Source organism: Candidatus Symbiopectobacterium sp. NZEC151 (assembly GCF_025962655.1).
GTDB lineage: Bacteria > Pseudomonadota > Gammaproteobacteria > Enterobacterales > Enterobacteriaceae > Symbiopectobacterium.
Window position 1 is genome coordinate 64,597 of record NZ_JAGFPE010000010.1, and the last position, 26,486, is coordinate 91,082.

Annotated in this window: 20 protein-coding genes, 2 tRNA genes and 1 pseudogene; 15 read left to right on the top strand and 8 right to left on the bottom strand. The window is 54.4% G+C overall.

Annotated elements, in window-relative coordinates; genetic code table 11:
- The first annotated feature begins 93 nt into the window (after window positions 1–93).
- The 7 genes and pseudogenes from J5067_RS22155 to darE form a co-directional block, all read left to right on the top strand.
- On the top strand, window positions 94–1,110 hold the full coding sequence (locus J5067_RS22155) for a LacI family DNA-binding transcriptional regulator (protein WP_264652032.1): 1,017 nt from the start codon (window positions 94–96) through the stop codon (window positions 1,108–1,110).
- Between the two features lie 72 nt (window positions 1,111–1,182).
- Window positions 1,183–4,521, top strand: a complete 3,339-nt coding sequence (locus tag J5067_RS22160; RefSeq protein ID WP_264652033.1) for an ankyrin repeat domain-containing protein — start codon at window positions 1,183–1,185, stop codon at window positions 4,519–4,521.
- Window positions 4,522–4,818: 297 nt separating this feature from the next.
- Window positions 4,819–5,031, top strand: coding sequence for a hypothetical protein (locus J5067_RS22165; RefSeq protein WP_264644425.1), 213 nt, complete (start codon window positions 4,819–4,821; stop codon window positions 5,029–5,031).
- Window positions 5,032–5,175: 144 nt separating this feature from the next.
- On the top strand, window positions 5,176–7,557 hold the full coding sequence (gene darB, locus J5067_RS22170) for a darobactin export ABC transporter permease subunit (RefSeq protein ID WP_264652034.1): 2,382 nt from the start codon (window positions 5,176–5,178) through the stop codon (window positions 7,555–7,557).
- A gap of 6 nt (window positions 7,558–7,563) precedes the next feature.
- On the top strand, window positions 7,564–8,820 hold the full coding sequence (gene darC, locus J5067_RS22175; protein WP_264652035.1) for a darobactin export ABC transporter periplasmic adaptor subunit: 1,257 nt from the start codon (window positions 7,564–7,566) through the stop codon (window positions 8,818–8,820).
- A gap of 1 nt (window position 8,821) precedes the next feature.
- On the top strand, window positions 8,822–9,481 hold the full coding sequence (locus tag J5067_RS22180) for an ATP-binding cassette domain-containing protein (protein ID WP_264652036.1): 660 nt from the start codon (window positions 8,822–8,824) through the stop codon (window positions 9,479–9,481).
- Between the two features lie 19 nt (window positions 9,482–9,500).
- Window positions 9,501–10,787 (top strand): annotated as a pseudogene (gene darE / locus J5067_RS22185) (darobactin maturation radical SAM/SPASM protein DarE); the annotation flags it as partial.
- 94 nt (window positions 10,788–10,881) lie between these two features.
- On the opposite strand, the gene J5067_RS22190 reads toward darE, so the two are convergent.
- The 6 genes from J5067_RS22190 to orn form a co-directional block, all read right to left on the bottom strand.
- Entirely contained in the window at window positions 10,882–11,760 is an 879-nt protein-coding gene (locus tag J5067_RS22190; protein ID WP_264652037.1) for a helix-turn-helix transcriptional regulator, read from the bottom strand.
- Window positions 11,757–12,392 carry a YbhB/YbcL family Raf kinase inhibitor-like protein gene (locus tag J5067_RS22195; protein WP_264652038.1) on the bottom strand — a complete coding sequence of 212 codons (636 nt, stop codon included), beginning with the start codon at window positions 12,390–12,392 and terminating at the stop codon, window positions 11,757–11,759. Before J5067_RS22195 ends, J5067_RS22190 begins: the two co-directional genes overlap by 4 nt.
- Before the next feature lie 171 nt (window positions 12,393–12,563).
- Window positions 12,564–13,109 carry an AAA family ATPase gene (locus J5067_RS22200; protein WP_264652039.1) on the bottom strand — a complete coding sequence of 182 codons (546 nt, stop codon included), beginning with the start codon at window positions 13,107–13,109 and terminating at the stop codon, window positions 12,564–12,566.
- A 134-nt stretch (window positions 13,110–13,243) separates the two neighbouring features.
- A tRNA-Gly gene (locus J5067_RS22205) sits at window positions 13,244–13,319 on the bottom strand.
- A 79-nt stretch (window positions 13,320–13,398) separates the two neighbouring features.
- Window positions 13,399–13,474, bottom strand: a tRNA-Gly gene (locus J5067_RS22210).
- Between the two features lie 162 nt (window positions 13,475–13,636).
- Window positions 13,637–14,197, bottom strand: coding sequence for an oligoribonuclease (gene orn / locus J5067_RS22215; RefSeq protein WP_264644418.1), 561 nt, complete (start codon window positions 14,195–14,197; stop codon window positions 13,637–13,639).
- Window positions 14,198–14,327: 130 nt separating this feature from the next.
- Here orn and rsgA point away from each other — a divergent pair, with 130 nt between their 5' ends.
- The 3 genes from rsgA to mscM all read left to right on the top strand — a co-directional run bounded on the left by rsgA (window position 14,328) and on the right by mscM (window position 19,781).
- Window positions 14,328–15,383, top strand: a complete 1,056-nt coding sequence (gene rsgA, locus J5067_RS22220; protein ID WP_264652040.1) for a small ribosomal subunit biogenesis GTPase RsgA — start codon at window positions 14,328–14,330, stop codon at window positions 15,381–15,383.
- Between the two features lie 69 nt (window positions 15,384–15,452).
- On the top strand, window positions 15,453–16,418 hold the full coding sequence (asd, locus tag J5067_RS22225; protein ID WP_264644416.1) for an archaetidylserine decarboxylase: 966 nt from the start codon (window positions 15,453–15,455) through the stop codon (window positions 16,416–16,418).
- A gap of 45 nt (window positions 16,419–16,463) precedes the next feature.
- Complete coding sequence (gene mscM / locus J5067_RS22230; RefSeq protein WP_264644415.1) at window positions 16,464–19,781, top strand: miniconductance mechanosensitive channel MscM; 3,318 nt, start codon at window positions 16,464–16,466, stop codon at window positions 19,779–19,781.
- A 75-nt stretch (window positions 19,782–19,856) separates the two neighbouring features.
- Here the strand turns inward: mscM and epmA are convergent, their stop codons facing one another.
- On the bottom strand, window positions 19,857–20,834 hold the full coding sequence (gene epmA, locus J5067_RS22235) for an elongation factor P--(R)-beta-lysine ligase (RefSeq protein WP_264644414.1): 978 nt from the start codon (window positions 20,832–20,834) through the stop codon (window positions 19,857–19,859).
- Window positions 20,835–21,319: 485 nt separating this feature from the next.
- On the opposite strand from epmA, the gene frdA reads away from it, so the two are divergent.
- From frdA to frdD, 4 genes are read left to right on the top strand one after another with little or no spacing between them, the layout of a single operon-like run.
- Window positions 21,320–23,116, top strand: coding sequence for a fumarate reductase (quinol) flavoprotein subunit (frdA, locus tag J5067_RS22240; RefSeq protein WP_264644413.1), 1,797 nt, complete (start codon window positions 21,320–21,322; stop codon window positions 23,114–23,116).
- Entirely contained in the window at window positions 23,109–23,846 is a 738-nt protein-coding gene (locus J5067_RS22245; protein WP_264644412.1) for a succinate dehydrogenase/fumarate reductase iron-sulfur subunit, read from the top strand. The genes frdA and J5067_RS22245 overlap by 8 nt, the downstream gene beginning before the upstream one ends.
- An 11-nt stretch (window positions 23,847–23,857) precedes the next feature.
- A complete protein-coding gene (gene frdC, locus J5067_RS22250; protein WP_264644411.1) occupies window positions 23,858–24,253 on the top strand; it encodes a fumarate reductase subunit FrdC in 396 nt (131 codons plus the stop codon).
- Between the two features lie 15 nt (window positions 24,254–24,268).
- Window positions 24,269–24,625: a fumarate reductase subunit FrdD gene (gene frdD / locus J5067_RS22255; RefSeq protein WP_222159798.1), complete on the top strand. Its 357-nt coding sequence runs from the start codon at window positions 24,269–24,271 to the stop codon at window positions 24,623–24,625.
- 49 nt (window positions 24,626–24,674) lie between these two features.
- Here frdD and J5067_RS22260 read toward each other — a convergent pair whose 3' ends face one another.
- Window positions 24,675–25,901 carry an MFS transporter gene (locus J5067_RS22260; RefSeq protein ID WP_264627961.1) on the bottom strand — a complete coding sequence of 409 codons (1,227 nt, stop codon included), beginning with the start codon at window positions 25,899–25,901 and terminating at the stop codon, window positions 24,675–24,677.
- A gap of 110 nt (window positions 25,902–26,011) precedes the next feature.
- On the opposite strand from J5067_RS22260, the gene J5067_RS22265 reads away from it, so the two are divergent.
- Complete coding sequence (locus tag J5067_RS22265; protein WP_264627960.1) at window positions 26,012–26,458, top strand: helix-turn-helix domain-containing protein; 447 nt, start codon at window positions 26,012–26,014, stop codon at window positions 26,456–26,458.
- The last annotated feature ends 28 nt before the right edge of the window (window positions 26,459–26,486 follow it).

Genomic DNA, 26,486 nt, shown 5'->3' on the forward strand with positions numbered 1-26,486 from the left:
TACCGTTAACAGGGCAGCCTCAACGAAGCTACTGAAAAGCAACGGCAAAATGAGTAGACTGTCGCAAGATAACCATTCAGCGGGTAACAGCACATGACAACCATACTTGAGGTGGCAAAGAAGGCCGGGGTCGCCAAATCGACGGTATCGCGGGTGTTGTCAGGTAACGGTTACGTCAGCCAGGAAACAAAAGAGCGTGTATTCAAAGCGATAGAAGAGAGTGGCTATCGCCCCAATCTGTTGGCACGTAACCTCGCCGCGCAGAAATCACAAACCATTGGGCTGGTGATCACCAATACCTTGTATCACGGCACGTACTTCAGCGAGTTGCTGTTTCAAGCGGCAAAAATGACCGAGGCACACGGTCGCCAGCTGCTGCTGGTGGACGGCAAACACAGTGCGGAAGAAGAGCGCGCCGCGATTCAATTCCTGATCGATTTACGCTGCGATGCCATCATCATCTATCCGCGTTTTCTCACCATTGATGAAATGGATCAGATCATCAGCCAGCATAAACAGCCCATCATGGTGCTGAACCGCCGGTTACGGGTGAATGACAGCTACTGCATCTACTCCGATCAGCATGAATCCTGCCGCAATGCCGTCAACCACCTGATCGATCAAGGGCATCGTGAGATTGCCTTTATCACCGGCGCGTTGGATTCGCCCACCGGTATGGAGCGCCTCGCAGGCTACAAAGCGGCGCTGGAACAGCACGCTATTCCCGTGGATGAACGCCGTATCGTTATCGGTAAGTGGGCACTTACCAATGGTGTGGAAGCCGTCAATACTCTGCTCGACAATCAGGTCAGCTTTTCCGCGTTGGTCGCCAGCAATGATGATATGGCCATCGGCGCGCTAAAACAGCTGTATACGCGCGGGGTTGGTGTGCCCGAGCAGGTGTCGGTGATTGGTTTTGATGACTTGCCCACGGCCGCGTTTACCATCCCTTCGCTCTCCAGCGTGAAAATGCCGTTGGGTGAGATGATTCAAGAGATGATCAATCGGCTGCTGTCCATGCTGGATGGCGGGACGCTGAGCCAACGCAAAGCCTATCCGGCATCACTGATCCTGCGCGACTCGGTGACGACAGGACCGTTTTATCGCTAGTTTTTTCACCGATGCGGTGTTAACGATGTCGTGATATCATGCTGTTACGTAAGGATACGCGAAATCAAATCGATGTTTTTCAGCCGCCCCAAGACCCTCGGCGACCTGATCAAATCAGGCAGCCTTAAAAAAATCCAGCAGCGTATCGATGCTGCCAACTGCAATCAGCCTGATGAGCACGGCTACGCGCCGCTGCACTATGCCGTCACCTACCGCGAAGCGAAGATTGCACGCTACCTGCTGTCGCAGGGGAGCGAGCCGGTGATCGGTGAACAGGGCAGACACCTCCCCGCGATAAACGAGGTCGTCAATTCACTCTGTTTGCCGCTGATTGAAGCGTTTCTCGATTCCGGCATCTTCCTGCCAGAATATATCGATGGCTTACCGCTGCTGCACCATATGGTGCGACGTAAGGATCTTAAAGAGAAACACGTCGCGTTCTTTCTGCAACAGGGCTTGGATCTCAACACGATCGATACCCGGGCCAGCGGTAAAACGGTGCTTGCCTACTACCTGAGTCAGGAAGAAATCACCATTGATACCCTGCGTCTGCGTTGGCTTATTCGCCTGGGCGCTGACGTCAACCGGGCAGAGCAGCCATGGGCGACGCCGCTCTATTCAGCACTGACCAACGCTACGTTGTACAACACCCAGGATAAACTCAGTATTACCACCTTCACCAGCGTACTGGATGAGTTGGAAAAAGGCGGGCTGCAACACGACCTGGATTTGGACAGCTGCCATTATGCCGGTCTCGGGCTGGAAGCACTCAAACGCGGACACTTCGCCGGTTTTATCCGGCTGCTGCAAGCCGGGATCACGATTCCTGACGATGAGAAAGCGGAACTCATCGATTATCTCACCAGCAAAAACTTCCGGCCAAAGCAGGTAAAACTGATTTTCGAGTTGAACCAGAGCCAAGGGCATGAGCTTCCCCTCAGTATCCTGATCCATGATTCGCGAACCATCCGGCAGATCATTGACGAATTGCCGCATGATGCCCCCGATATCAACACCATGTTTATCGATATCGTCACCGCAACCGGTCTGCGGCGGGATGAAAAACTATCCCTGCTGGGCACCCTGCTGGACAAAGGTGCCGATATCAACACCTCGGGGGCGTGGTCCCATTTTCAAATCAGCGCGCTGCACATCGTCACCGGTTGGCCTGACAACGTGGAACATAGTCAGGCCCTGCTGAGCTGGCTGCTGGAGCGCGGTGCAGCCATTGAATGTCACGGCCTGTCAGCGTTTTATCTGGCGGTGTGGTTCGGCCACATGGAGACCGCCAATTTACTGGCAACGCGCGGTGCCAATCTCACCTGGATCGATTGTAAACAGGGCACGGTGTTCTCTTACCTCTTTACCCAGAACCCCAACGGAGAACGGATGCGCCTGAGCAAGGTCTCCGCCGTGCTGCGCCGTTTACAGGGGATCTACCGCAGCAAAGGGCTGTCATTGCCACTCGCAGAGCCGTTTAATTATAACTCGCATGACTACGCGCCGCTGAGCACCACCCACACGCTTGCCGCGTGCATTGCGCTGTACGATGCCGAGTATTTTATTCCATTGGCGCGCACCTTGTTGGATATCGGGTGGCCGCTGAATGCCGAGATCAGAGACGAACATTTCAACGGCAATATGATCGCCTATTGCCTGGAATATGCCAAAGCCGGCGAGGATATCAGCCCGCTGCTCGATAACCTGCCAGAACCCCTTGATGTTACCAGCGAGATCTCTGGCGACCCGCTACAGCGCGCCATCGGTTCCCGCGTGGCGCTGGAAACCGTCAAGCGCCTGATCGTCGGTAACGATCCGAATCGCATTATCGGCAGAGAGATCAAGAACAATAGCATCGTTTATGCTGAACAACCGTTGCTGATCTACTCGATGGATCGTGTGAGTGGCAACAGTGATAAGATCACACCGGAATACGCCTATGCCGTGTGCAACATGCTGCTGACGGCGGGTGCCGATCCCAACTGTACCGCGAAGCGTCGCTTCACGCCTGAGTTCGATCATCGCAACGGGGTGATGCGGTTAGAAAACAGTGCGCTTGAATGGGCTATCATGCAGGATTACTTCGACATCTTTACCCTGCTGCTGGATCACGGTGCCGATCCGGCTCGCCGCACCTGTATCAAGCAAGAGCAGTTCGTCCATTTTGCCTGCACCCGGCTGAGCGGCAGAGCGGAATCGACCGTGACCCCGTACCTTGATGAGCTGGAACGGCGTGGGCTGCTGGACCTTGAAGCGAGAAGCGGCACCGAGGCGACGCCGCTGCTGATGGCGGTGTCCAAATGCCAAACGCCGCTGGTGCGCTATTTCCTTGAGCGTGGCGCAAACCCTAACGCCGTCGGCGGCTTCGATAATTCCGCCGCCTTGCACCGCGCACTGAGCAACTGGGGGTGGGTAGATAAAGTCTCGCGCCGCGAAACCGTAGAGCTGCTGTTAGCGGCCGGAGCCGACTGTCATTGGGTCGATCCCGATGGCGACTATCCTTTGATGTGCGCCGCCGGGTACGGGAGCCTGGCCGGGCTAGAAGCGCTATTGGCGCACGGCGTTGACACCCGTCAGGCGAATGCGCAAGGGCGCACCGCCCTGCATGAGGCGATAGCACGCGCCTACAGTTACGACACCTACCCCGATGACGAAGAGACGGAGGCAGAGCACAGCTTCGATCCGGAACTCAAAGGCGAGATCGTCAAGCGTCTGCTCGATCATGGCGCGGATATCAATGCCGCCGATGAGGATGGCGACACGCCGCTGATCTTCGCTCTACGCGCCAACCGGGAATCGATTGTCCACCTGCTGCTGGAGCGCGGTGCCGACGCGCAGCAGCCCGATAAGCTTGGTCGAACCCCGTTGATGCTGGCCGCACAATACTGCGCTGCCCCTTATTTTGACCTGCTGTGGGCGCGCCAATCCACGTCAACAATCCGCCACCAACGCGCCAACAACGGCGATAACCTGCTGCACGCCATCTGTCTGCGGCGTCATAGCGACACGGCACAAGCCCAGTTCAGAACCGTGCTGCTACACGGTGAGGTTGCCTATCAGGCTAACGAGCGGCGTATCACACCGCTGCACTATGCCTGCTATCTCGGGCATCAGGCGATTGTGACACTCTGCTGTGAGCAAGGGTTTGACGTCAATGCGCCAGACGACGGTGAAAATACGCCGCTGCATACCGCGTTATTCTTCGATGAAGACGAGGTTGAAGAAGAGGACGTCATCCAGATGGTCACCAGCCTGCTCACCGCCGGCGCGGACCCCAATCGGGCCAATGCCGCCGGGGAAACACCGCTGATGATCGCCTCACGCCGCAACCTGACCGATTGCGTCTCGCTGATGAGCATGATGACGGCAACCGCCCACGGGTTTGGTGCGGCTGGGCCGAGGTTGTCGTGACGTCAACGGTTGGCAGATAACACCATAACGGCAATATCAGTGCTGATGAGCGCTGATATTGCCGGTGGAAAGATTATTTAAACCACTATCGAAATATTATATATTTATAATTAAAGTTACATTTAAAATAGCCAATACCCAAGCAAAAAACGAAACAACAGATAAATAAAACCTAAAATAAAATCGACAAGGGTTGACGAAAACCAAATCAACTTTAAAGTAGTGATTGCACGCTGCGGGGATATGAAACTTGCCATATCTACGTTAATCATGCCGTATGAAAAAACCGGAGGTTTTATGCATGCAATCGCTGATGAAAGAGTCGCTAATGAAAAAGTAATAACGCCATCAATACAGTTACATGAAAATTTAATGGCGTTAAGCAAAAGCGTAAAAGGAATAATCCCTGGCATTTCGGCCACACACGTCAATGATATATTGCAGTTAACTATTTCTCCAATGGCACTGGCTTGGAATTGGTCGAAAGGATTCAACTACCGACCACAATGATGTAGTGACCCCTTGATTCCCTAATAAAAAATAGTTAAATAGTTTTTTATGGCCCACAGGGTGAACCTCAGGGATGAGGTTCATTAATTCTGATGTACATCCAATACCGTTAATACCTCAACTTTACGCTGGAATCCGTTGCCGATGATCTTAAATGCGTTCACCAACGATATAAAGCAAAAACCAGCAGCGGCACTTTTAGCCATTATAATTACTGCTATTAGTTTGGTGACGACATTTCTTATCGTTATGCTCTATGTTACAGATCGTGATATTGAACGGGGATTGCCGGAGCATCAGCGTTTATATCGCATTGAAAGTCAATTCAATCTCCCTAATGGCGATATTGTTCGCTCAGCGCAGGTTCCTTTTCCGCTGATGGAGGCATTACAGAAACATCCCAATATCGAAAGCGTCGGATACGCTTACCGGTTGCATACCCACCTACGCCGCAAAGGAAGCGTTATTCCCCGCGTTGCGGTATTTGCCGTTACTCCAACGTTTATGGCACAACTGCATCCCTACCGTGAAGATTTGCCAGCACCAGGCCCCCATGACATCTACATCACTGCCGATTTCAATCGCCACTATCTTGGATGGGATGATCCACTTGGCAAAACCGTGGACTTGGGAGAAAGCGGCCAGTTCACCATCAAGGCTATCGTGGAACCCCACCCAGACAGCAGTCTGCAACTGCCCGCCACGATCGCCTTCACCCCCGAACGGGTAGCGGGATACCCCGACAAACGTTTGGACTGGTACGACAGCCATGTCTATGCTTTTGCTCGCCTCCCCCCCTCCCAACCGCATTTTGATCAACACCTGCTGGCTAACATTGTCGCCAATCATGCACCGCAGATACCCGGAGCACCTTTTACGCCCTCGTCGTTTCTGACGTTCAGCGCCAAGAATATCCTCGATATGCACTACGACGATGGCTACGCCGATGAATTCGTCAAGACGCGTGACAAGTCATTGCTGCATACGCTGTACACCGCGGCACTGTTTGTTCTGTTCACCACAGTAGCCAATTTTTTCAACATCAACGGTATTCTCAATGCCGCCAAACGCCCCAGCCTGCATATCAAACGCAGTCTCGGCGCTTCAGGTGCGCAGATCCTGACAGAATCACTGAGCGTGTTCTTGCCGCAGTTCCTGACAACGGTGGCTCTGGCGACCTTACTGCTTGGTGCCCTGTTACCGCTGTCAGTCGACGTGAGCGAGTTGCTCCTTCATCAACCAATGACACGCATGCTGACGGTATTTTTTGGCGTCGCGCTGTTCATTGGCGTGATGATGCTACTCTCACACCTGCTGAGCCTCTGTTTCTTCCTGTTCGGCAACCCGGCCTCACAGACCCCAAATCGCTATGAAACGCTGAGTATTTATTACCTCAACCGCATGATGCTGGTGGTACAACTGCTGGTAGCCGGTACCACCGTTTATCTGTGGGCGGGTGTGATGACGCAACAGCATAAGGCGCTGCATGCAGAGGTGGGTTACCAAAAAGCACACCGCCTGACGTTCGCGCTTGATGAAGGGTTTTATACACTCAGCAGCATACGCAAGTTACAACATCAACTTCAGGAAAACCTAGGCACATCGGCTTTCAGTTTGAGCAGTTGGCAACCGTTTGATAGGTCGCGCCACATACTCAACGTGCAGCACGCGCAACAACAGGTACAAGACCAATTTACCGTTATCAATACCCTGTCTGCCGACAAATACTTTGCGGAGGTCTGGGGATTAAAAACGCTGGCAGGCCAGGAGAATACGCTATGGGCCAGCACCGATGACGGCGTATGCCACGCCATCGTCACCCGCGCCTTCGTGGATGCGATGGGGCAGAAAACCGTCGATGAAGTGCTGAATACCCGCTACTACATTCCCTTTCCGGAAGGACAAAAAGAACTTCGGGTGTTACGGGTAGTGGAAAACGTCGACCTTGGAGAACACCTCCCTTCGCCCCAACCTTTGCTTATCTTTATCAACGATCGCCTGGAAAAATTCGCCACAGTGGCCTATTCGAACGTTCAACAGGAGGCCCCTCTTGTCGCACTGATCAAACGCCATGCTCCACCGAACTTATCTCTGCAAACGGTACAGGCGCTTCATGATCGTCATTTTCATAACGATTCACAGATGCTCAACGTCATTACACTCACCGCGCTGTTGGCGTTGATATTAATGGTTATCAGCACCTTGGTGATCAGCCTATCAGACGCTCAGCGGCTAGACGGCACACTGAAAATCATGGAAGCGGTGGGAGGTTCTCTTGCGACAAATATGGTGTTTTTTCTGCAACAACATGTGCTGCCCATAGTGTTCTCTTTGCTGGCGGCGCTGGCCTTGGGATACCTGCTGCTCGGGCGCTGGCTACAGCAGTATGACACCGTTGCCGGACTGGTCTATGTCAATGCGTTTGCGGCGCTGCTGTTGCTGGGACTCACGGTGACGGCCATTATGGCACTGTCACTGGTGTTGCACGATGGCAGGGTGACTCGCCCGTGGTTAAGGCGAGGGTAAGCCGCTATGGACATTCAATTAGACCCTAAATCCACGCGACATCGCGCTGCCAAAGGGATCGTCGGCCTGGCACTGGTGATTTTCGGCCTGTTATGCCTATGGCTTTTCAACCTGGCTACCGCAGAAAAGGTAACGCGAATGCCGTTTGCCCAGGTGACGCTGCACGTCGCCCAGCGCGGCACATTTACCGATACGCTGGCGACACGGGCGGTGGCTATCCCGCGTGAAAGCGTGATTATCGCCTCTGAACGCGGCGGTACGGTTATTGAGGTGCGCCAAAGCGCGTCCAGCGACGTAAAAAAGGGAGATGTCATTGCCCGATTGTCGAACGACGACTTCGTATTGCAGGTCACCTCGCGTATTGCCGATGTGACTGAACAGACCAACAACCTGCGCAATATGCGCAGATTACTTGAGAAGGATGACCTCGATACGCGTCTGGCACGGCAAGATTCACGTTTTCATCTGGAGAAAACCGATAAAGAAGCGGCGCGTAAAAAGACATTATACGAGCGCGGCATCCTGGAAAAAGCCACCTATGAACAACTGCTGGATGAACTGGCGCATTGGAAAACACGCTACGCTATTTTAACCACGTATCAGGAACGGCAAGACCGTATGCTACCGAGCGAGCTTGCTGAAATCGCGGCCTCGGTCAAGCACCTGGATACCTTGACGCGTTTAATTGAGAGCGGCCTGGACAAGCTGGTGATTACCGCCCCGATTGACGGCATCCTGTCACCGCTGACCATCAAGATGGGCCAGCAAATCAAACCCGGTGAAAAAGTTGCCAACGTAGACAACCCGCATAGCTATTATTTTGAAGCCTCGTTTAGCGAATATTATCTGGATAAAATCCGGCCGCACGATCGTGTCACCGCACACTATGCAGACATTGATATTCCCCTGATCATCGCCTCCGTCTCGTCCGTGGTGGAAAACGGTAAGTTCATTGCCACATTGACACTTGCTCACCCACAACAACTTTCATTGAAACGCGGTCAATCCCTCGATCTGCGCGTTTCGCTCGGAACTCAGCCAGATGCATTACTGATTCCCACAAAAGCCGTCTTTTTAGAGACCGATGAGACGTGGGTGTACCGCTATGATGAAAAACACCATCGCGCGCTCAAAACACCCGTGGCGATAAAACGTCAGGGGGAAACGCAATCGGAAGTACTGAATGGGCTGTCTGCTGGTCAACAGGTTGTGGTCTTTACCGGCAGCAACGTTGAAAAATCCAACATTATCGAGTTTGAATAAGATGATACAACTGGAAAGCGCAGAAAAATTTTACACCACTCGAACCCTGAAAACGCTGGCGTTGCGCGACATCAATCTTGGTATAGCGGCGGGAGAGTTTGTCTCCATTATGGGGCCATCAGGTTCGGGAAAAACTACGCTGCTCAACGTACTCGGCATGTTTGAGCCGCTTGATGCAGGCCGATTGCAACTGGCGCAGCACGACATTACACGGATGAACCACGGCCAAAAAATAGCACTGCGCCGTCAGTTGATCGGTTACATCTTCCAGTCATTCAATCTGATCGATTTTATGTCGGTATATGAAAATATCGAGCTGCCGCTCAAGTACCGTAACGTCGCCAAATCTGAACGAAAGGCACGCATCAAACAAACCCTTGAGCAGTTTGGTTTATCCGGCAGAAGCGCACACTATCCTGCCCAACTTTCAGGCGGTCAGCAGCAGCGGGTTGCCATCGCCCGCGCCATGATTTCGCGGCCGACATTGATTTTGGCCGATGAGCCAACGGGCAATCTGGATAGCAATAACAGCAACACCGTGTTGAAGCAGTTAAAAGAGATTAATCAGGCCGGTACTACCGTTGTCATGGTCACACATTCCCCCGAGGCATCAGCCTATGCCAAACGACACTTAATGATGAAGGACGGTTATCTCACATGACATAGCAAGGAGAGACATCATGAATGGAATCATACCCATTATGCAGATTGATACCGATATAACATCAGCACTGAGTACCGACGATCTCGAAAAAATCGCCACTCAAGACTATCGGCAGATGAGCGCCTACCTGATTGGCAAAATCCCGGCAGACGCGTTACTCAGTAGCGAAGAGTTGCATATTTTCCACACCGAGCAGCAGCAAAAAGCCACCGCCCAGCCCGTGGCTGCCAAGAAGTTGGTGGTGGTATTGAAAGCCACTCGCCTGTGTAACTTGCGTTGCACTTATTGCCACTCTTGGGCCGAGGGGCCAAACCAAACGATGCGGTTTGATATATTGGCGCGAACTGTGCGTAAAATATTAGCCATCCCCAACATCAAGCGCTTTGAGTTCGTTTGGCACGGTGGCGAAGTGACGCTGCTTAATCCTCTTTTTTTTCAAAAGCTACTCTGGCTACAGCAACAATTCAAACAACCAGAACAGCACATTACCAACTCAATGCAATCAAACGCGGTGAATATCTCTGATGAATGGTTAGCCTTTATCAAAGGAATCGGCATGCACGTTGGTATTAGTCTGGACGGTATTCCTGCCGTTCATGACTCACGTCGCGTCGATTATCGCGGTAGAGGAACCGCACAACGCGTCGCTGAGGGAATCAAAAAGCTCAAACAACATGCCATTCCCTATGGCGCACTGATCGTAGTTGACCGCCACGTCTATCAAACGGATCTGCGAGACATGTTCGATTACTTCGGCAAGATAGGTCTTAATGACATCGAATTTCTTAACATCGTTCCTGATAATCGCATCCCTGCCGGAGGGGAAATCGACGAAAGTTACATCACTTATGCCGAGTTTATCGCGTTTCTGGATCGGGCATTTACGCTTTGGTGGGACGGCTATCGCACCGTTTTACATATTCCACAGTTCAGCGATTTTATTCGAGCCATCAAGAACCCAGGAACGAAACTGGCCGCCTGCTACTGGTCAGAAAATTGTTCTCAGGAGGTCATTACCCTGGAACCCAATGGAGACGTCTCACCGTGCGACAAATATGTGGGCGATGCGGGGAGTCATTACGGCTCGTTGATGAAAACGGATTTGGCAGAGCTGCTGGCCTATTCGGCCCATAATCAGGCGGCAAAGCGTGAGGAGCAGGAAGCCTTCAAAAAAATGCGCCAGTGTCGTTGGTTTTCCCTCTGCCATGGGGGATGTCCACACGATCGCGTGATTAATCGACGGCACGTGGCTGGTTATCAGGATAACTGCTGCGGCACGGGTAAACTGTTGGCAACCATCGAAGGCTGCCTGAATGAGGAACGTCGTGCTACCCCGAAAACAGGGCATAACCCGTCCTCACCTTCGGGTCTCACCTCATCATAGCCCGTCTCGCCCGTCAGCGAATGGCGGAAGGCAAGCAGCCAAAGCGGGTGCGGAAGCGCTCAGAAAAGCGCGCCCGCGATTGATATCCGCAGGCCTCGGCGATACGCGGAATGCTCCAGGCGGTGGTTTGCAGCAGCATCATGCCGTGGTGCATACGAATATCGCTCAGGATCGTTTCAAAGCGCTGTTGCTCTGCAGCAAGACGCCGCCGTAGGGTGGCTTCGCTCATCGCCAGCTCTCGCCCGGCTTCTCGCGCTGTCCAGTGCCGATGCGGCGCACCGCCCATCAGCGCTTGCAGACGCGCTACCGTATCATTGTGCCGTGGCAGGCGGAATAGATGACCGCGCTCAGCCAAGGCACTCAGCAGTTCCAGTAACCGGTAGGTGAGCCGCTCATCGCTCACCGGCCTGATCGCTACGCTTTCAATCAGATGCCATAACGTCGATGCCACATCGTCATCCAATGGCATCCCCTGAAAAGGCGCAGCAGCGGTGCTATCACCGCCCGCCACAGCAGAAGAGGCCGCTGAGTAGTTTTCCAATAGCGCGTTTGCTATCGTCATGAATACCGAACGGAAACAGTGCTCAACCCCTCCCGGGGTTTTCACCACGTCCACACAGGAACCGGCTTCGACCAGCACCAACGCAGGCCGCGTAGCATCCACCAAGACCTGATGTCCCTCGAATGCTAAACGCATCTGCCCTGATACCACCAGTAGCACGGTTGCCTCATGAAACTGGAAACGGGCCGTTTGCTGCGGCTGCCGCAGGCAAGGCTGCGCCAGTGCGCACAAGCCGTGTCGCACTACGGGCGAGGACGAGGGCAGCCGCCAGCGCTCACGCCCCTCCCCCTGAAACACCGGTAGTGTCAGCGCTTGCCCGGTGTGGTTCACGCCACAGGCACCGCAGGATTCAAACTGTAAAGCCCGGTCAGGCTGGCTTTCGCCAATACCGGTGCCGTCGCCAGCGCCGCGCGCACGTTCGCGCCATCCAGCGGTCCGTTCACGCCCAGCGCAGGGACGGCCAACGCATAAACAGTGAAAATATAGTGATGCACTAGCGCATCATTCCACGGCGGGCACGGGCCGTCATACCCGTAATAGTCGCCCTTCATCTGCTCATCCCCGGCAAACCAGGCCGTGTAATCATTAATACCGTGTTGGCCTTCACCGGGTGCAACAGGGCCCGGTTTTCCACGCGGCGTAACGCCGTTTGAATGCGCCCCCGCCGCAATCTCCGTCACGGTTGCCGGAACATCAAGCAGCAACCAGTGGAAAAAATCGATGCGCGGCAAGGACGCAGACACTTCTCGGCCTTCCTGATTAACATCATCGCCTTTGCTCGGCACATCGGGATCGTGACACACAATCACGAAGGATTGCGTGCCCGGTGGAACATCGCGCCAGGCGAGATGCGGGTTGCGGTTCGATGACAACGCAACGTGTGCTGCGCGGTCTGGCACGGCAAACGCGAATTCACCCGGTATCGCCTGACCATCCTGAAAGCTTTGACTGATGAGTTGCATGGAAAACCTCGTCCTGTGGAGTAATGAAATACCGCACCGGCCACTTTACCGGTGCGCAGTAAGATCATAATAGTGGATTTGGTTGCCCCCGAGGTGCCTTATCCAATCAATACACTGCCAAAACCAATCAATATGATTGGATTTGGATTGGTGCTCGAAAAAGGCTTCCTGTCACAACACCGTTGTGCACGCCAAGGTTCGCAGAACAAAATCAGCACGCGCATTCACGCTGGCTTTAGGCAGCAGCGACACCGCATAGCCTAGCGTCGGGTAGACCTCTTGCAATCGCTCAAATTCAGCCACGGCAGCATCCATACTGTGACGTCGGTCGCCGTTCTGCACATAAATCTCAGGCCAGGGGGGAACAAGAAACACCCGTGAGTGATAACGATAGCGTGATGCAAGCGTAGTGAGTACCGGTTCACCGGTTATTGCCTGAAGCGCTGCCGCTGCATCGATTAATCCGCGATCAAAAAATACCCATGACCGCCCATCGCTTCTCACCTGAGCATGGTCATCCATAGAGAGCGTTACCGCCCGGCGTAAAAACGCTTCCATGTTGTTCCACGGCACCGCATCATCGCCCGAAGACGTTGCTTCACGCACGATGCGCTGGCCGGGCTCCTCAACAACGGCATAACCACGCCGGTGCAGTTCTGCCAGCAGCGTGGTTTTGCCACCGCCAGAACACCCGGAAAGGATGACGAAACGATCCATAGGATGCCTCATAGGCAATAGGGATATGAGAAAAATAAGGAAAAACAGAATATTAGCTGCAATCAGCAACAATCAGGCGAAAAAACGGGGATGTAGACAGAACAGAAAACAATGAGACAAACAGAAGAAAAACTTGGAGCGGGAAACGAGACTCGAACTCGCGACCCCGACCTTGGCAAGGTCGTGCTCTACCAACTGAGCTATTCCCGCTTAGGAAGGCCACACCAGCAAGCGCTGCTGTGAAAACCGATCGTGAAGCTGGTTACCTAAACTTTCACGCTGGAAAGTTTGGAGCGGGAAACGAGACTCGAACTCGCGACCCCGACCTTGGCAAGGTCGTGCTCTACCAACTGAGCTATTCCCGCAGGAATAACCATCTTCACACGCACCACAAATCTGCTGCGGTACGGGGTGCGAATTATACGAGAAATCGTTGCCGCCGCAAGCCCCTTACCGCGAAAAAATGACTGACTGCCGATAAAAACAGCAATTTCGCCATCAGCCGGGCAAAAAAACGCCCATAACGACTACAGACGGATAAAATGCTCGCGGTAGTAAGCCAGTTCGGCCACAGAGTCACGAATATCGTCCATCGCCTGATGTGTTCCCTGTTTTTTCAGCCCGGCCATAATCTCGGGTTTCCAGCGCCGTGCCAGCTCTTTCAGCGTGCTGACATCCAGATAGCGATAGTGGAAATAGGCTTCGAGCGCAGGCATATAACGAAACAGGAAACGGCGATCCTGCCCGATGCTGTTGCCGCAAATCGGGGATTTCCCGGCGGGCACCCACTGCTGCAAAAACGCAATGGTTTGTAATTCAGCCGCATGTTCATCATAGGCACTGGCTTTAACCCGTTCGGTCAGGCCGCTGGCACCGTGGGTACGCACGTTCCAGTCATCCATAAGCGCTAACTGAGCATCGGATTGATGTACCGCGATCGTCGGTCCTTCGGCCAACACGTTGAGATTGGCATCGGTCACCAGCGTCGCGATTTCGATAATGCGATCCTGCTCCGGGTCCAACCCGGTCATCTCCAGGTCGATCCAAATAAGATTGTTTTCGCTTACCTGACTATTTTCAACAGACATACATTTACTTCCTTTTCCAGCTATCCCCAGAGAAGCAGGAATAACAGGCATCAGTTAATTAAAATCAAATAGCGTGTATTATAGTCTCTTCAGCCATCGTGGGCGATAACCACAGTTCAAGCGAGGCTCAGTGAGCAAAAATAAACTGTCTAAAGGACAGCAACGTCGGGTAACAGCGAACCACCAACGTCGTCTTAAGCATAGAGAAAGTAAAATCGAATGGGATGACAACCAGTTGGAAGAGCCGCAAGAAGGCATCATTATCAGCCGTTTTGGTATGCATGCGGACGTGGAAGCCCAGGGTGGCATTATCCACCGCTGTAATATTCGTCGTACCATCAAATCACTGGTGACGGGCGATCGCGTGGTATGGCGCGCCGGTAAAGAGACGCAAGCGGGTATCAGCGGTATCGTCGAAGCGGTGCATCCGCGCGAGTCAGTGCTGACGCGCCCGGACTTCTATGATGGCGTTAAACCCATTGCCGCCAATATCGATCAGGTGGTGATTGTTTCCGCGATTTTGCCTGAACTGTCGCTGAACATTATCGACCGCTATCTGGTGGCTTGCGAAACGTTGGAAGTCACGCCATTGATCGTCTTGAACAAAACCGACCTGTTGGATGATAAAGGTCGCGCGTTTGTGGATGAACAGATGGACATCTACCGTGCGCTGCACTATCCGGTCATCATGGTGTCGAGCCACACCCAGCAAGGGATGGAAATACTGGAGCACGCTTTAACGGACAGGATCAGCATTTTTGCCGGTCAATCCGGGGTGGGAAAATCCAGCCTGCTGAACGCATTGCTCTATCCTGACGCCGCCAAAATTCTGGTCAACGACGTGTCCGATGCGTCCGGACTGGGCCAACACACCACCACGGCAGCCCGCTTGTATCACTTCCCGCACGGCGGCCATGTCATTGACTCCCCCGGCGTGCGCGAATTTGGTCTGTGGCATCTGGAGCCGGAGCAGGTCACACAGGGCTTTATTGATTTCCGGCCTTACCTCGGCACCTGTAAATTCCGCGATTGCCGCCACGATAACGATCCCGGTTGCGCGCTGCGTGCTGCCGTCGAGCGCGGCGATATTGCCGAACAACGTTTCGATAACTATCACCGTATTCTGGAGAGCATGGCGCAGGTAAAAACGCGTAAAACCTTCTCTGATTCTGATACGGACCGCTGACTTTTACCGCATCCATCGCTACAATGCGCCCCTTTTTAGATGGGCGCATAAAAACCTAAGGGGCTCACTGTGCTGGATAAACTGAAAATCGCCTTACAATACTGGCTACCGAAAATCGCACTGACACGGTTAGCAGGCTGGGGTGCAGACAAGCAGGCCGGCAGGCTGACCAAAGGGGTTATCGATCTTTTCGTTCGCTACTACAACGTGAACATGCAGGAAGCGCAACACCCGGATACGGCCACCTATCGGACGTTCAATGACTTTTTCGTGCGCCCACTGCGCTCGGACGTGCGTCCCATTGATCCGCACGCGCACCGCGTGGTGCAACCGGCTGATGGCGTGTTATCGCAAATGGGCACCATCGTCGACGGCAAGTTGATTCAGGCCAAAGGTCACGACTACTCGCTGGAAGCGCTGCTGGCAGGCAACTACGTTATGGCCGAGCGTTTTCGCGATGGCCTGTTCGCCACCACCTACCTCTCGCCGCGCGATTATCACCGTGTGCACATGCCCTGTGACGGCGTGCTGCGTGAAATGATCTACGTGCCGGGCGAGCTGTTTTCCGTCAATCTGTTTACCGCTGACAACGTGCCCAATCTTTTTGCCCGCAACGAGCGCGTTATCTGCCTGTTCGATACCGATTTTGGCCCGATGGTGCAAATTCTGGTGGGTGCGACCATTGTCGGTAGCATTGAGACCGTCTGGTCTGGCACCGTGACACCGCCACGTGAAGGTATCATCAAGCGTTGGACCTACCCTGCTGCGGGTGAGCAAGGTGCCATTGCCCTGCAAAAGGGCGAAGAGATGGGTCGTTTCAAACTGGGCTCTACGGTGATCAACCTGTTTGCGCCCAACACGCTTCAGTTTGCCGCGCACCTTAATCCCCTGAGCGTTACCCGTGTGGGTGAACCCTTTGCCGAGTCAAAACAGGTGGATTCCGCAGATGAAGCACCGGTTGCCGCAGAATCCGTGTCGGATGTGGCAGACCACGGCGATAACCATGGCGATGACGCAACGCACCACACGCCTTAAATAACCTGTATGCCAGCGAACCTGCGTGAGAGAGGGAGAACCATCGTGCGTCAACTCGTGATTTTCTTTGCTGCTGTTCTGCTCTCTGTCACCGCGCTGGCGGCACCCGTACCTAACGAGGCGCTGGTGCGCCAACAGTTGGAACAGGCAGAAGCCAATAAAAATACCCCCGATCAGGCTGATATTGTCGAGCAGTTTCGCCTTGCGTTAAACATCTTGCAGGAACGCAAAGAGTCTCTGGCACGCACAGAGCAATATCAACAAGCTATTGACGATTTCCCTAAACTGACGCAGGAACTGCGCCGTCTGCTGACAGCGGAAGAAAATAAAACCACCGCCGTTAACGACAAGCTCTCGGTTGTCGATCTGGAGCAAAAAGTGGTGCAAACCAGCAGCCAGTTGCTGGATCAATCGCGCCAACTGCAACAGGAACGAGAACGACTGCGTGAAGTGATCGATTCTCTGGCCCAACTGCCGCAGCAGCAAACCGAAGCCAGCCGGGTATTGAACGAAATTGATCGTCAAATCCAATCGCTCGGCAATCCGGTGACGCCACTGGTTCAGGCACAGTTAGTGTTATTGCAAGCCCAGCAGGCGCTGCGCCAAAGCCGGGTTGATGAACTGGAACTGGCCCAGCTTTCCGCCAGTAATCGCCAGGAGCTCTCCCGCTTACGCGTGGAACTCTACCAGTTGCGCCACGACAAGCTTGACCAACAGCTACAAGCATTACGTTCCAGCATCAACAATCTGCGCCAGCGTGAAGCGGAGAAAGTGCTCGAACGCACCGAGCAGTTGGTGGAACGCGGTGATGATTTGCCCGCGGTTATCAGCGAGCAGCTACAGCTTAACCGCGAACTGTCCCAGGAACTGAATCAGCAGGCACAACATCTCGATCTGATCGCCTCACAGCAGCGTCAGGCCACCACCCAAACGCAGCAAGTGCGGCAAGCACTCAGCACGTTACGTGAGCAGGCCCAGTGGATTGGGGCATCCACCGTGCTGGGCGAAGCGTTGCGTGCACAGGTGGCGCGCCTGCCGGACATGCCGCAACCGCAACGCCTGGACACCGACATGGCCCAGTTGCGCGTACAGCGGTTACGCTATGAAAACCTGCTCAGTGCCGCCCGCACCGCAGAACGCCCGAGATTAGAAAATTGCACGCCCAACAGTAACAGTCAGCAATGCGTGCTCGGCGATCAAATTCGTACCCAACGTGATTTACTCACATCGCTGATTTCCGGCACTGATGCGCAGATCCTTGAACTGACCAAGCTCAAAGTGGCGACCAGCCAACTGGAAGAAGCACTGCTGGAAATCCGCGAGGCGGTTCACCGCTATCTGTTCTGGGTGGCAGATGTGAATCCTATTTCCTTCTCCTTCCCGGTACAGGTGGTGCAGGCGCTGTACCACCTGCTCTCGCTAGATACCTTTACTCAGCTCAGCAGCGCCGTCATCATGGTGGTGACCAGCCGGGAAACCGCGTTCCCCCTGATGGGCGCGCTGATTTTGGTCGGTTTCGGCATCAGCTCGCGCCGTCACTACAACGCCTTTTTAGAGCGCGCCAGCAGCCGTATCGGCAAAGTTACCCTCGATCATTTTTCGCTGACGCTACGTACCCTGTTCTATTCGCTACTGATTGCGCTCCCGCTGCCCGTGCTGTGGGCGGCATTGGGATACGGCTTGCAAAACGCCTGGCCCTACCCCATCGCGGTCGCGATTGGTGACAGCGTGACCGCCACCGTCCCGTTGATGTGGTTGGTGATGGTCAGCGCCGCCTTCGCGCATTCGAATGGGCTGTTTATTGCCCACTTGCGCTGGTCACCCGAGCGCGTCGCGCGCGCCATGCGCTACTACCGATTGTCGATCGCTTTTATTGTGCCGCTGATCATGGCGATCATCACGTTTGAAAACCTCAACGAACGCGAGTTTTCCAGCACGCTGGGGCGTCTGTGCTTTATTTTGCTGTGTCTGGCGTTGAGCCTGGTGACGACCAGCCTGAAACGGGCCGGTATTCCGCTCTACCTGAACAAGGAAGGCTCAGGGGAAAACACCATCAACCGTGCGCTGTGGAACTTGATGATCAGCGCCCCCCTGATTGCCGCGCTGGCATCGTGTGTGGGTTATCTGGCCACGTCGAAAGCCTTGCTCGCGCGGTTGGAAACCTCGGTCGCCATCTGGTTTTTCCTGCTGGTGGTGTACCACGTGATACGCCGCTGGATGCTAATCCAACGCCGACGCATCGCGTTTGACAGGGCCAAGCAGCGGCGTGCCGAAATCTTGGCGCAGCGTGCCCGCGGTGAAGAAGAATCGGTTACCTTTGTGGAAACCACCTCAGACACCATCGAGGAGCCAGTGGTCGATCTGGATACCATCAGCGCCAAATCGCTGCAACTGGTGCGATCCATTCTGACGCTGATAGCCTTGGTGTCGGTGATAGCCCTGTGGTCAGAAATCCACTCCGCGTTCGGCTTTTTAGAAAACATCAATCTGTGGGAAGTCACCAGCACGGTGAAAGGGGTGGATAAGATTCAGCCCATTACCCTCGGTGCCGTGCTGATTTCTATCTTGATTTTCAGTATCACCACGCAGGTGGTGCGCAACCTGCCCGCGTTGCTGGAGCTGGCCTTGCTACAGCATCTCGATTTATCCCCCGGCTCCGGCTATGCCATTATTACCATCAGTAAATACATGCTGATGCTGATCGGCTGTCTGGTCGGTTTCTCGTTTATTGGAATTGAATGGTCGCAACTCCAGTGGCTGGTTGCGGCTCTCTCGGTAGGGTTAGGGTTTGGGCTACAGGAAATTTTCGCCAACTTTATCTCCGGCCTGATCATCCTGTTTGAAAAACCGATCCGCATTGGCGACACCGTGACCATTCGCGATCTCACCGGCAGCATTATGCGCATCAATACCCGGGCCACCACGATCACCGATTGGGACAGAAAAGAGATCATTGTGCCCAACAAGGCCTTTATCACCGAACAGTTTATCAACTGGTCACTGTCGGATTCCGTGACGCGCGTGGTGCTGACCATTCCAGCGCCGGTCGACGCCGATAGCCAAAAAGTCACCGAGATGCTGCTCAATGCGGTGAAACGCTGTCCGTTGGTACTGGAAAACCCGCCGCCAGAAGCCTTTCTGGTGGATTTACGTCAGGGTATCCAGATTTTCGAATTGCGTATCTTTGCCGCAGAAATGGGGCATCGCATGCCGCTGCGCCATGAGATTCACCAGTTGATTCTGGAAGCCTACCGCGAGAACAACATGGAGATGCCGTTCCCGCCGTTCCAGGTGCAAATGAGCTCGGTGCGTATTGATGGACGCAGCCCGAATTCCGCCAATCGGCCGGAAGGTGGGTTGTAGCAGACTGATAGCGTCAAAGAGAATAAAACAGGCGGTGCCTTCCTCCGCTCACGCGGAGGCACGGCTAGGGGGCGATTACGACCGTCCGACGGTGAAGGCCATCACCTCACCAATGGTTTCCGCTTTTAACGCCAGCATGATCAGACGATCCACGCCTAACGCGACGCCAGAACAGGCAGGCATTCCCTGTTTCAACGCCGCCAGCAGATACTCATCGATCGGTTGCTGAGAAAGCCCGTTAGCGGCACGTTTGCGGTTATCCTGTTCAAAACGCTGGCGCTGCTCATCGCTGTCCGTCAATTCACGGAAACCGTTTGCCAGCTCGATGCCTTTGAAATAGGCCTCAAAGCGTTCCGCCACCCGGTGATCCTCCGAGCTGATTTCCGCCAGCGAGGCCTGTGACGCAGGGAAATGATAAACAAAGGCCGGTTTGTCGTGCCCGATATGCGGTTCCACGCCGAAGGTGAACAGCATTTGCAACAGCGTGTCGCGATCCTCTTCACGGCTGGCAAGATCGCCCATGCCGAGTTTATCGGCCGCTTCTCGCAGCTGCGCTTTGTCCGCAGAGAGCGGGTCCAGCTCAATATGACGCTGAAAAGCCTGCTGGTACGAGAGACGCTCTGCGCTTTCACACTCCAGTACTTGCTGTAATAAATCGTCGACTTCGTCCATCAAGCGATACATATCGTAGTGGGGGCGATACCACTCGAGCATGGTGAACTCTGGGTTATGGTATCGCCCAGACTCTTCATTACGGAAACTACGGCACAGTTGAAAGACAGGTCCACTGCCTGCGGCGAGCAAGCGCTTCATATGGTATTCGGGGCTGGTCATCAGGTAGAGCGTCATCCCTTCAGAGACGCCAGGTCCAACAAAACGCGTTTGGAACGGTACCATGTGCACATCCGTCACCGTTGCCTGACTCATGGCAGGTGTTTCCACTTCCAATACGCCGCGATCGGAGAAAAACCGCCGAATTTCAGAGACAATGGCTGCACGCTTCAATAAATTTTCAATAGTGGCGGTGGGCTGCCAGAGTGCGCCTTCGCACATGTTTCTTTACTCCTAACGCAAACAGGGGGTGCAGTCTACCCGCATATTCGCCTGCAAACAATTCAACGACGCTACAATCACGCGCGGTCCTCCCCGTCGCTTCTCGTGCTCCGTTTTGCCCCCTGCCTACTCCCTTTGCTACCGCTCTCCAGAACATTATGTGCAATTACCGTGAGCCAGTTCCTTATTAAAGAAATAAAAGTGTTATTTATCCGGCAATAGCGTTAACCATCATGCTGTTATTGCCAAAACCAAAACACAATAAAAAAAACAAAATGCTGGATCACATCAAATTTCACCTACTCATAATTCGGTATAATCATTTCCACACAAAAAATATAGGTTTAGCTATTCTTAATATGTGTCCACGAATTGCTTTAAATATCGATGAATTACAGAAAGCGTTCGGTGGGAAATAGAGATTAACGAATCGAATATATTATTTTTAATTTAACTTAATTAACTTTAGTAACTGGAGGAGTGCAGTGCAAACCTTTAATGCCGATTTGGCCATTATCGGGGCCGGGGGCGCTGGTTTACGTGCGGCAATCGCTGCCGCTGAAGCTAATCCCCAACTGAAAATTGCGCTGATATCAAAAGTCTACCCGATGCGTAGCCACACCGTGGCCGCCGAGGGTGGTTCAGCAGCAGTCACTCAGGATCACGATAGTTTTGATTTCCACTTCCACGACACCGTTGCCGGTGGCGACTGGCTCTGCGAGCAAGATGTCGTTGAACATTTTGTTCACCAATGTCCACAGGAGATGATCCAGCTAGAACAATGGGGTTGCCCTTGGAGCCGTAAACCCGACGGTTCCGTCAACGTACGTCGTTTTGGCGGTATGAAAATTGAGCGCACCTGGTTTGCCGCAGATAAAACCGGCTTCCACATGCTGCATACCCTGTTCCAGACCTCACTGAAATACCCGCAAATCCAACGCTTTGATGAGCACTTTGTGTTGGATATTCTGGTCGATGACGGTCAGGCGCGTGGTCTTGTCGCCATCAATATGATGGAAGGCTCGCTGGTGCAAATCCGCGCTAACGCGGTGGTGCTGGCGACCGGCGGCGCGGGCCGCGTTTACCGTTACAACACCAACGGTGGCATCGTCACCGGTGACGGCATGGGCATGGCGTTCCGCCACGGCGTGGCGCTGCGCGATATGGAATTCGTGCAATACCACCCGACCGGTCTGCCGGGCTCCGGCATCCTGATGACCGAAGGCTGCCGCGGTGAAGGCGGTATCATGGTCAACAAAGATGGCTACCGCTATCTGCAAGATTACGGCATGGGACCCGAAACGCCGCTCGGCGAGCCGAAAAACAAATACATGGAACTGGGCCCGCGTGACAAAGTGTCGCAAGCCTTCTGGCACGAATGGCGTGCAGGCCGCACGGTGTCCACCCCGTTGGGCGACGTGGTTTACCTCGACCTGCGTCACCTGGGCGAGAAAAAGCTGAAAGAGCGTCTGCCGTTTATCTGCGAACTGGCAAAAGCCTACGTCGGCGTCGACCCGGTGAAAGAGCCGATTCCGATTCGTCCGACAGCGCACTACACCATGGGCGGTATCGAAACCAATCAGGATTGCGAAACCACCATCAAAGGGCTGTTTGCTGCGGGCGAATGTTCCTCAGTGGGCCTGCACGGCGCGAACCGTCTTGGATCCAACTCACTGGCAGAACTGGTGGTGTTTGGTCGTATGGCCGGGGAAAATGCGGTGCGCCGCGCACAAGAAGCGGCACCCGCCAACGGCAGCGCGCTGGATGCGCAAACGCGCGATATCGAGCAGCGTCTGCATGACCTGATGAATCAGGAAGGCACGGAAAGCTGGGCGAAAATCCGCGATGAAATGGGCATGTCGATGGAAGAGGGCTGCGGTATTTATCGCACCACCGACCTGATGCAGAAAACCGTGGACAAACTCGCTGAGCTGAAAGAGCGCTTCAAACGCGTGAAAATTCACGACCATTCCAGCGTGTTCAACACCGACCTGCTTTACAACATCGAACTGGGCCACAGCCTGGATGTCGCTGAATGTATGGCGCACTCTGCTATCAACCGTAAAGAATCACGCGGCGCACACCAGCGTCTGGACGAAGGTTGCACTGAGCGTGATGACGTTAATTTCCTGAAGCATACGCTGGCGTATTACAACCCGAACGGCGCACCGCGTCTGGCTTATGGCGACGTGAAGATCACCACGCTGCCACCGGCAAAACGCGTGTACGGTGGCGAAGCGGAAGCGCAGGAAAAGAGCAAGAAGGAGCAAGCGAATGGCTGAGTTAGCTACCCTGAAAATGGAAGTCATGCGCTATAACCCGGAAACCGACAAGGCACCGCACTTCGAGACGTTCGACGTGCCTTACAGCCGGGAAACGTCCCTGCTGGATGCGCTGGGTTACATCAAAGATAACCTGGCGCCGGACCTCTCTTACCGTTGGTCCTGCCGTATGGCTATCTGCGGCTCCTGCGGCATGATGGTGAATAACGTGCCGAAGCTGGCGTGCAAAACCTTTTTGCGCGAGTACGCCACCAGCGGCATGAAGGTGGAAGCGCTGGGCAACTTCCCGATCGAACGCGATCTGGTGGTCGATATGACCCACTTTATCGAGAGTCTGGAAGCCATCAAGCCTTACATCATTGGCAACAACAAAACGCCGGCGGACGGTGCCAACAAGCAGACCCCGGCGCAGATGGCGAAATACCATCAGTTCTCCGGCTGCATCAACTGTGGCTTGTGCTACGCCGCATGCCCGCAGTTTGGTCTTAATCCTGAGTTTATCGGCCCGGCAGCCATCACGCTGGCACACCGTTACAACCTGGATAACCGCGACCACGGTAAGAAAGAGCGCATGCCGCAACTGAACGGTAAAAACGGTGTCTGGAGTTGTACCTTTGTCGGTTACTGCTCAGAAGTGTGTCCGAAGCATGTCGATCCTGCCGCTGCCATTCAGCAAGGTAAGGTCGAAAGCGCCAAGGACTTCATGATCGCTATGCTGAAACCGCAATGAGGGAGGCAACAATGACAACCAAGCGTAAAGCATACGTTCGCAGCATGCCTGCAAGCTGGTGGCAACGGCTCGGGTTCTATCGCTTTTACATGCTGCGCGAAATGACCGCCGCTCCCGCGGTATGGTTCAGCATTGTGCTGATCTACGGCGTATTTTCGTTGAAACACGGCGCAGAGGGCTGGGCCGGATTTGTCGGCTTCCTGCAAAACCCGCTGGTGCTGCTGATCAACATCATCGCACTGGTGGCAGCGGCCATTCACACCAAATCCTGGTTTGAACTGGCGCCCAAAGCCAGCATCATCATCGTCAAAGATGAAAAAATGGGGCCAGAGCCGGTTATCAAAGGGCTGTGGGCTGTAACCGTCATCGTCACGCTGGCTATTCTCGCCATCGCGTTACTATTCTGATTGGAGGGGAACAACGTGATTAATCCAACGCCAAAACGTTCCGATGAGCCTCCCTTTTGGGGACTGTTCGGTGCCGGTGGGATGTGGACCGCCATTTTCTCACCGGTGATTATCCTGCTGGTCGGGGTGCTGCTGCCGCTGGGGATGTTCCCCGACGCCCTGAGCTATGAGCGCATCGCCGCTTTCTCCCATAGCCTTATCGGGCGGCTGTTTCTGCTGCTGATGATCATTCTGCCGATCTGGTGTGGTTTGCACCGTCTGCATCACCTGATGCATGACCTGAAAATCCACGTTCCGGCAGGGAAATGGGTGTTCTACGGCCTGGCGGCCATCCTGAGTGTGGTTACCGTGATTGGTGTCGTCACTCTGTAATTCGCCATCAGGTATCCTCTGCTACGGCCCGCACTCGCGGGCCGTTTTTTTATTCTGGCGTAACAACCCGGCGCGTCATCCACCACAACAACAGCGCCAACAGGCTGACTGCCGCACCCAGCAAACACACGCCTTGCCAACCCGCATGTGCATAGGTGAGGGTGGTGCTGAACGCGCCAATCCCGCTGCCCAGCGCGTAAAACAGCATGTAGAGAGCGACCAAACGACTATGAGCCTCCGGTCGGGCACGGAATATCAGGCTTTGGTTGGTCACATGCAGCGCTTGCCCGCCCAGATCGAGCAGCACAATCCCCACAACCAGCGCCCACAGCGATGCATCCATCAACGACAGCGGCCACCATGCCAGCAGTAATGTCACCAGCGCAAACGCACTGGTGTGCTGGGCATATCCCCGGTCGGCCCATCGTCCGGCGCGCGAGGCAGCCAGCGCGCCAGCCACGCCCACCAGCCCAAACGCACCAATCACCGTGTGCGAGAACCCATACGGCGGCGCGCTCAGCGGCAGCACGAGCGCACTCCAGAAGATGTTGAAAGCGGCAAACATCAGCAACGCCAACAGGCCACGGATTTGCAGTACCCTCTCTTGCAGCAGAAGCGTCAACATCGACGCGATCAGCCGTGGATAGCTGATGCGCTGCGGTGAGGGAGGCAAAACCGGTAGCCGTAACCATAACGGTAGCGCTATCGCTAGCATCAGCACCGCGGCACAGCAGTACACGCCTCGCCAGCCCGCCAGATCGCTCACGCCTCCCGCAAACACCCGCGCCAGCAACAGGCCAATAAACACCCCACTTTGGGTTGCGCCAACAACGCGCCCCCGCTCATGGGAGGAGGCGGTGCTGGCAGCGTAGGCGATTAACCCCTGCGTCATCGCGGTTCCTAGCAGACCGATAGCCAACATCCCCAGCAGCAGCACCGGTGCAGACGATGCCATGCTAACGATGAGCAAGGCTGTCACCAACGCCACGAGTTGCATGACCATCAAGCGACGACGCTCAACGCGATCGCCCAATGGCACCAGCAGTAACAGTGCCAGGGCGCAGCCAACCTGGGTAGCCGTGACAACGCCGCCAACCCTGGCCTGACTGATGCCGAAATCTGTCGCCAGCGCATCAAGCAGAGGCTGGGCGTAATAGACATTTGCCACGCTCAAGCCACTGGCGATAGCAAACAGCACTAGCAGGCTGCGGGGCATATCCGCAGGCTGAGCCAGCGAACTGTTTTGACTCAACGGTGATGTGAGGGAACGCTTCATCATATAACGCCACGAACTCCAGTTGCAAAATGAAACTGATTGAATGCTAGGTCATCTGGTTTTAAAATGCAACTTGATTACTGTTCCACACCAAACGGTCAGGAAATGCCATGCCAAACCACGAAACCATCAACCATGAACCTTGTCCCGTTGCCCGCTGTGTCGATGTGGTTGGCGATCGCTGGTCGCTGCTGATTGTGCGTGATGCCTTCGATGGCGTGCGCCGTTTCGGTGATTTTCAACGCAGCCTGAGCGTGGCGCGCAACATCCTTTCCGATCGTCTGCGCAAGCTGGTTAATGCAGGTATTCTTGAGATGCAGGACGCCTCGGACGGTACGGCTTATCAGGAGTACGTGCTGACGTCTGAGGGAGAAAAGCTGTTTCCGGTGATAGTGGCGCTACGGCAATGGGGAGAACAGCACCGGTTCAAACCCGGTGAGCGGCACTCAGACCTGATCGACACGCGCACAGGCAACCCGATTCCCTACATGGCGCCGCATGCCGAGGATGGTTCTGTGTTAATGCCAGCGACGGCTGTAGTGCGGAAAGTGGTGTAAGGTACGGCCACTGAAATAACGCAAATGA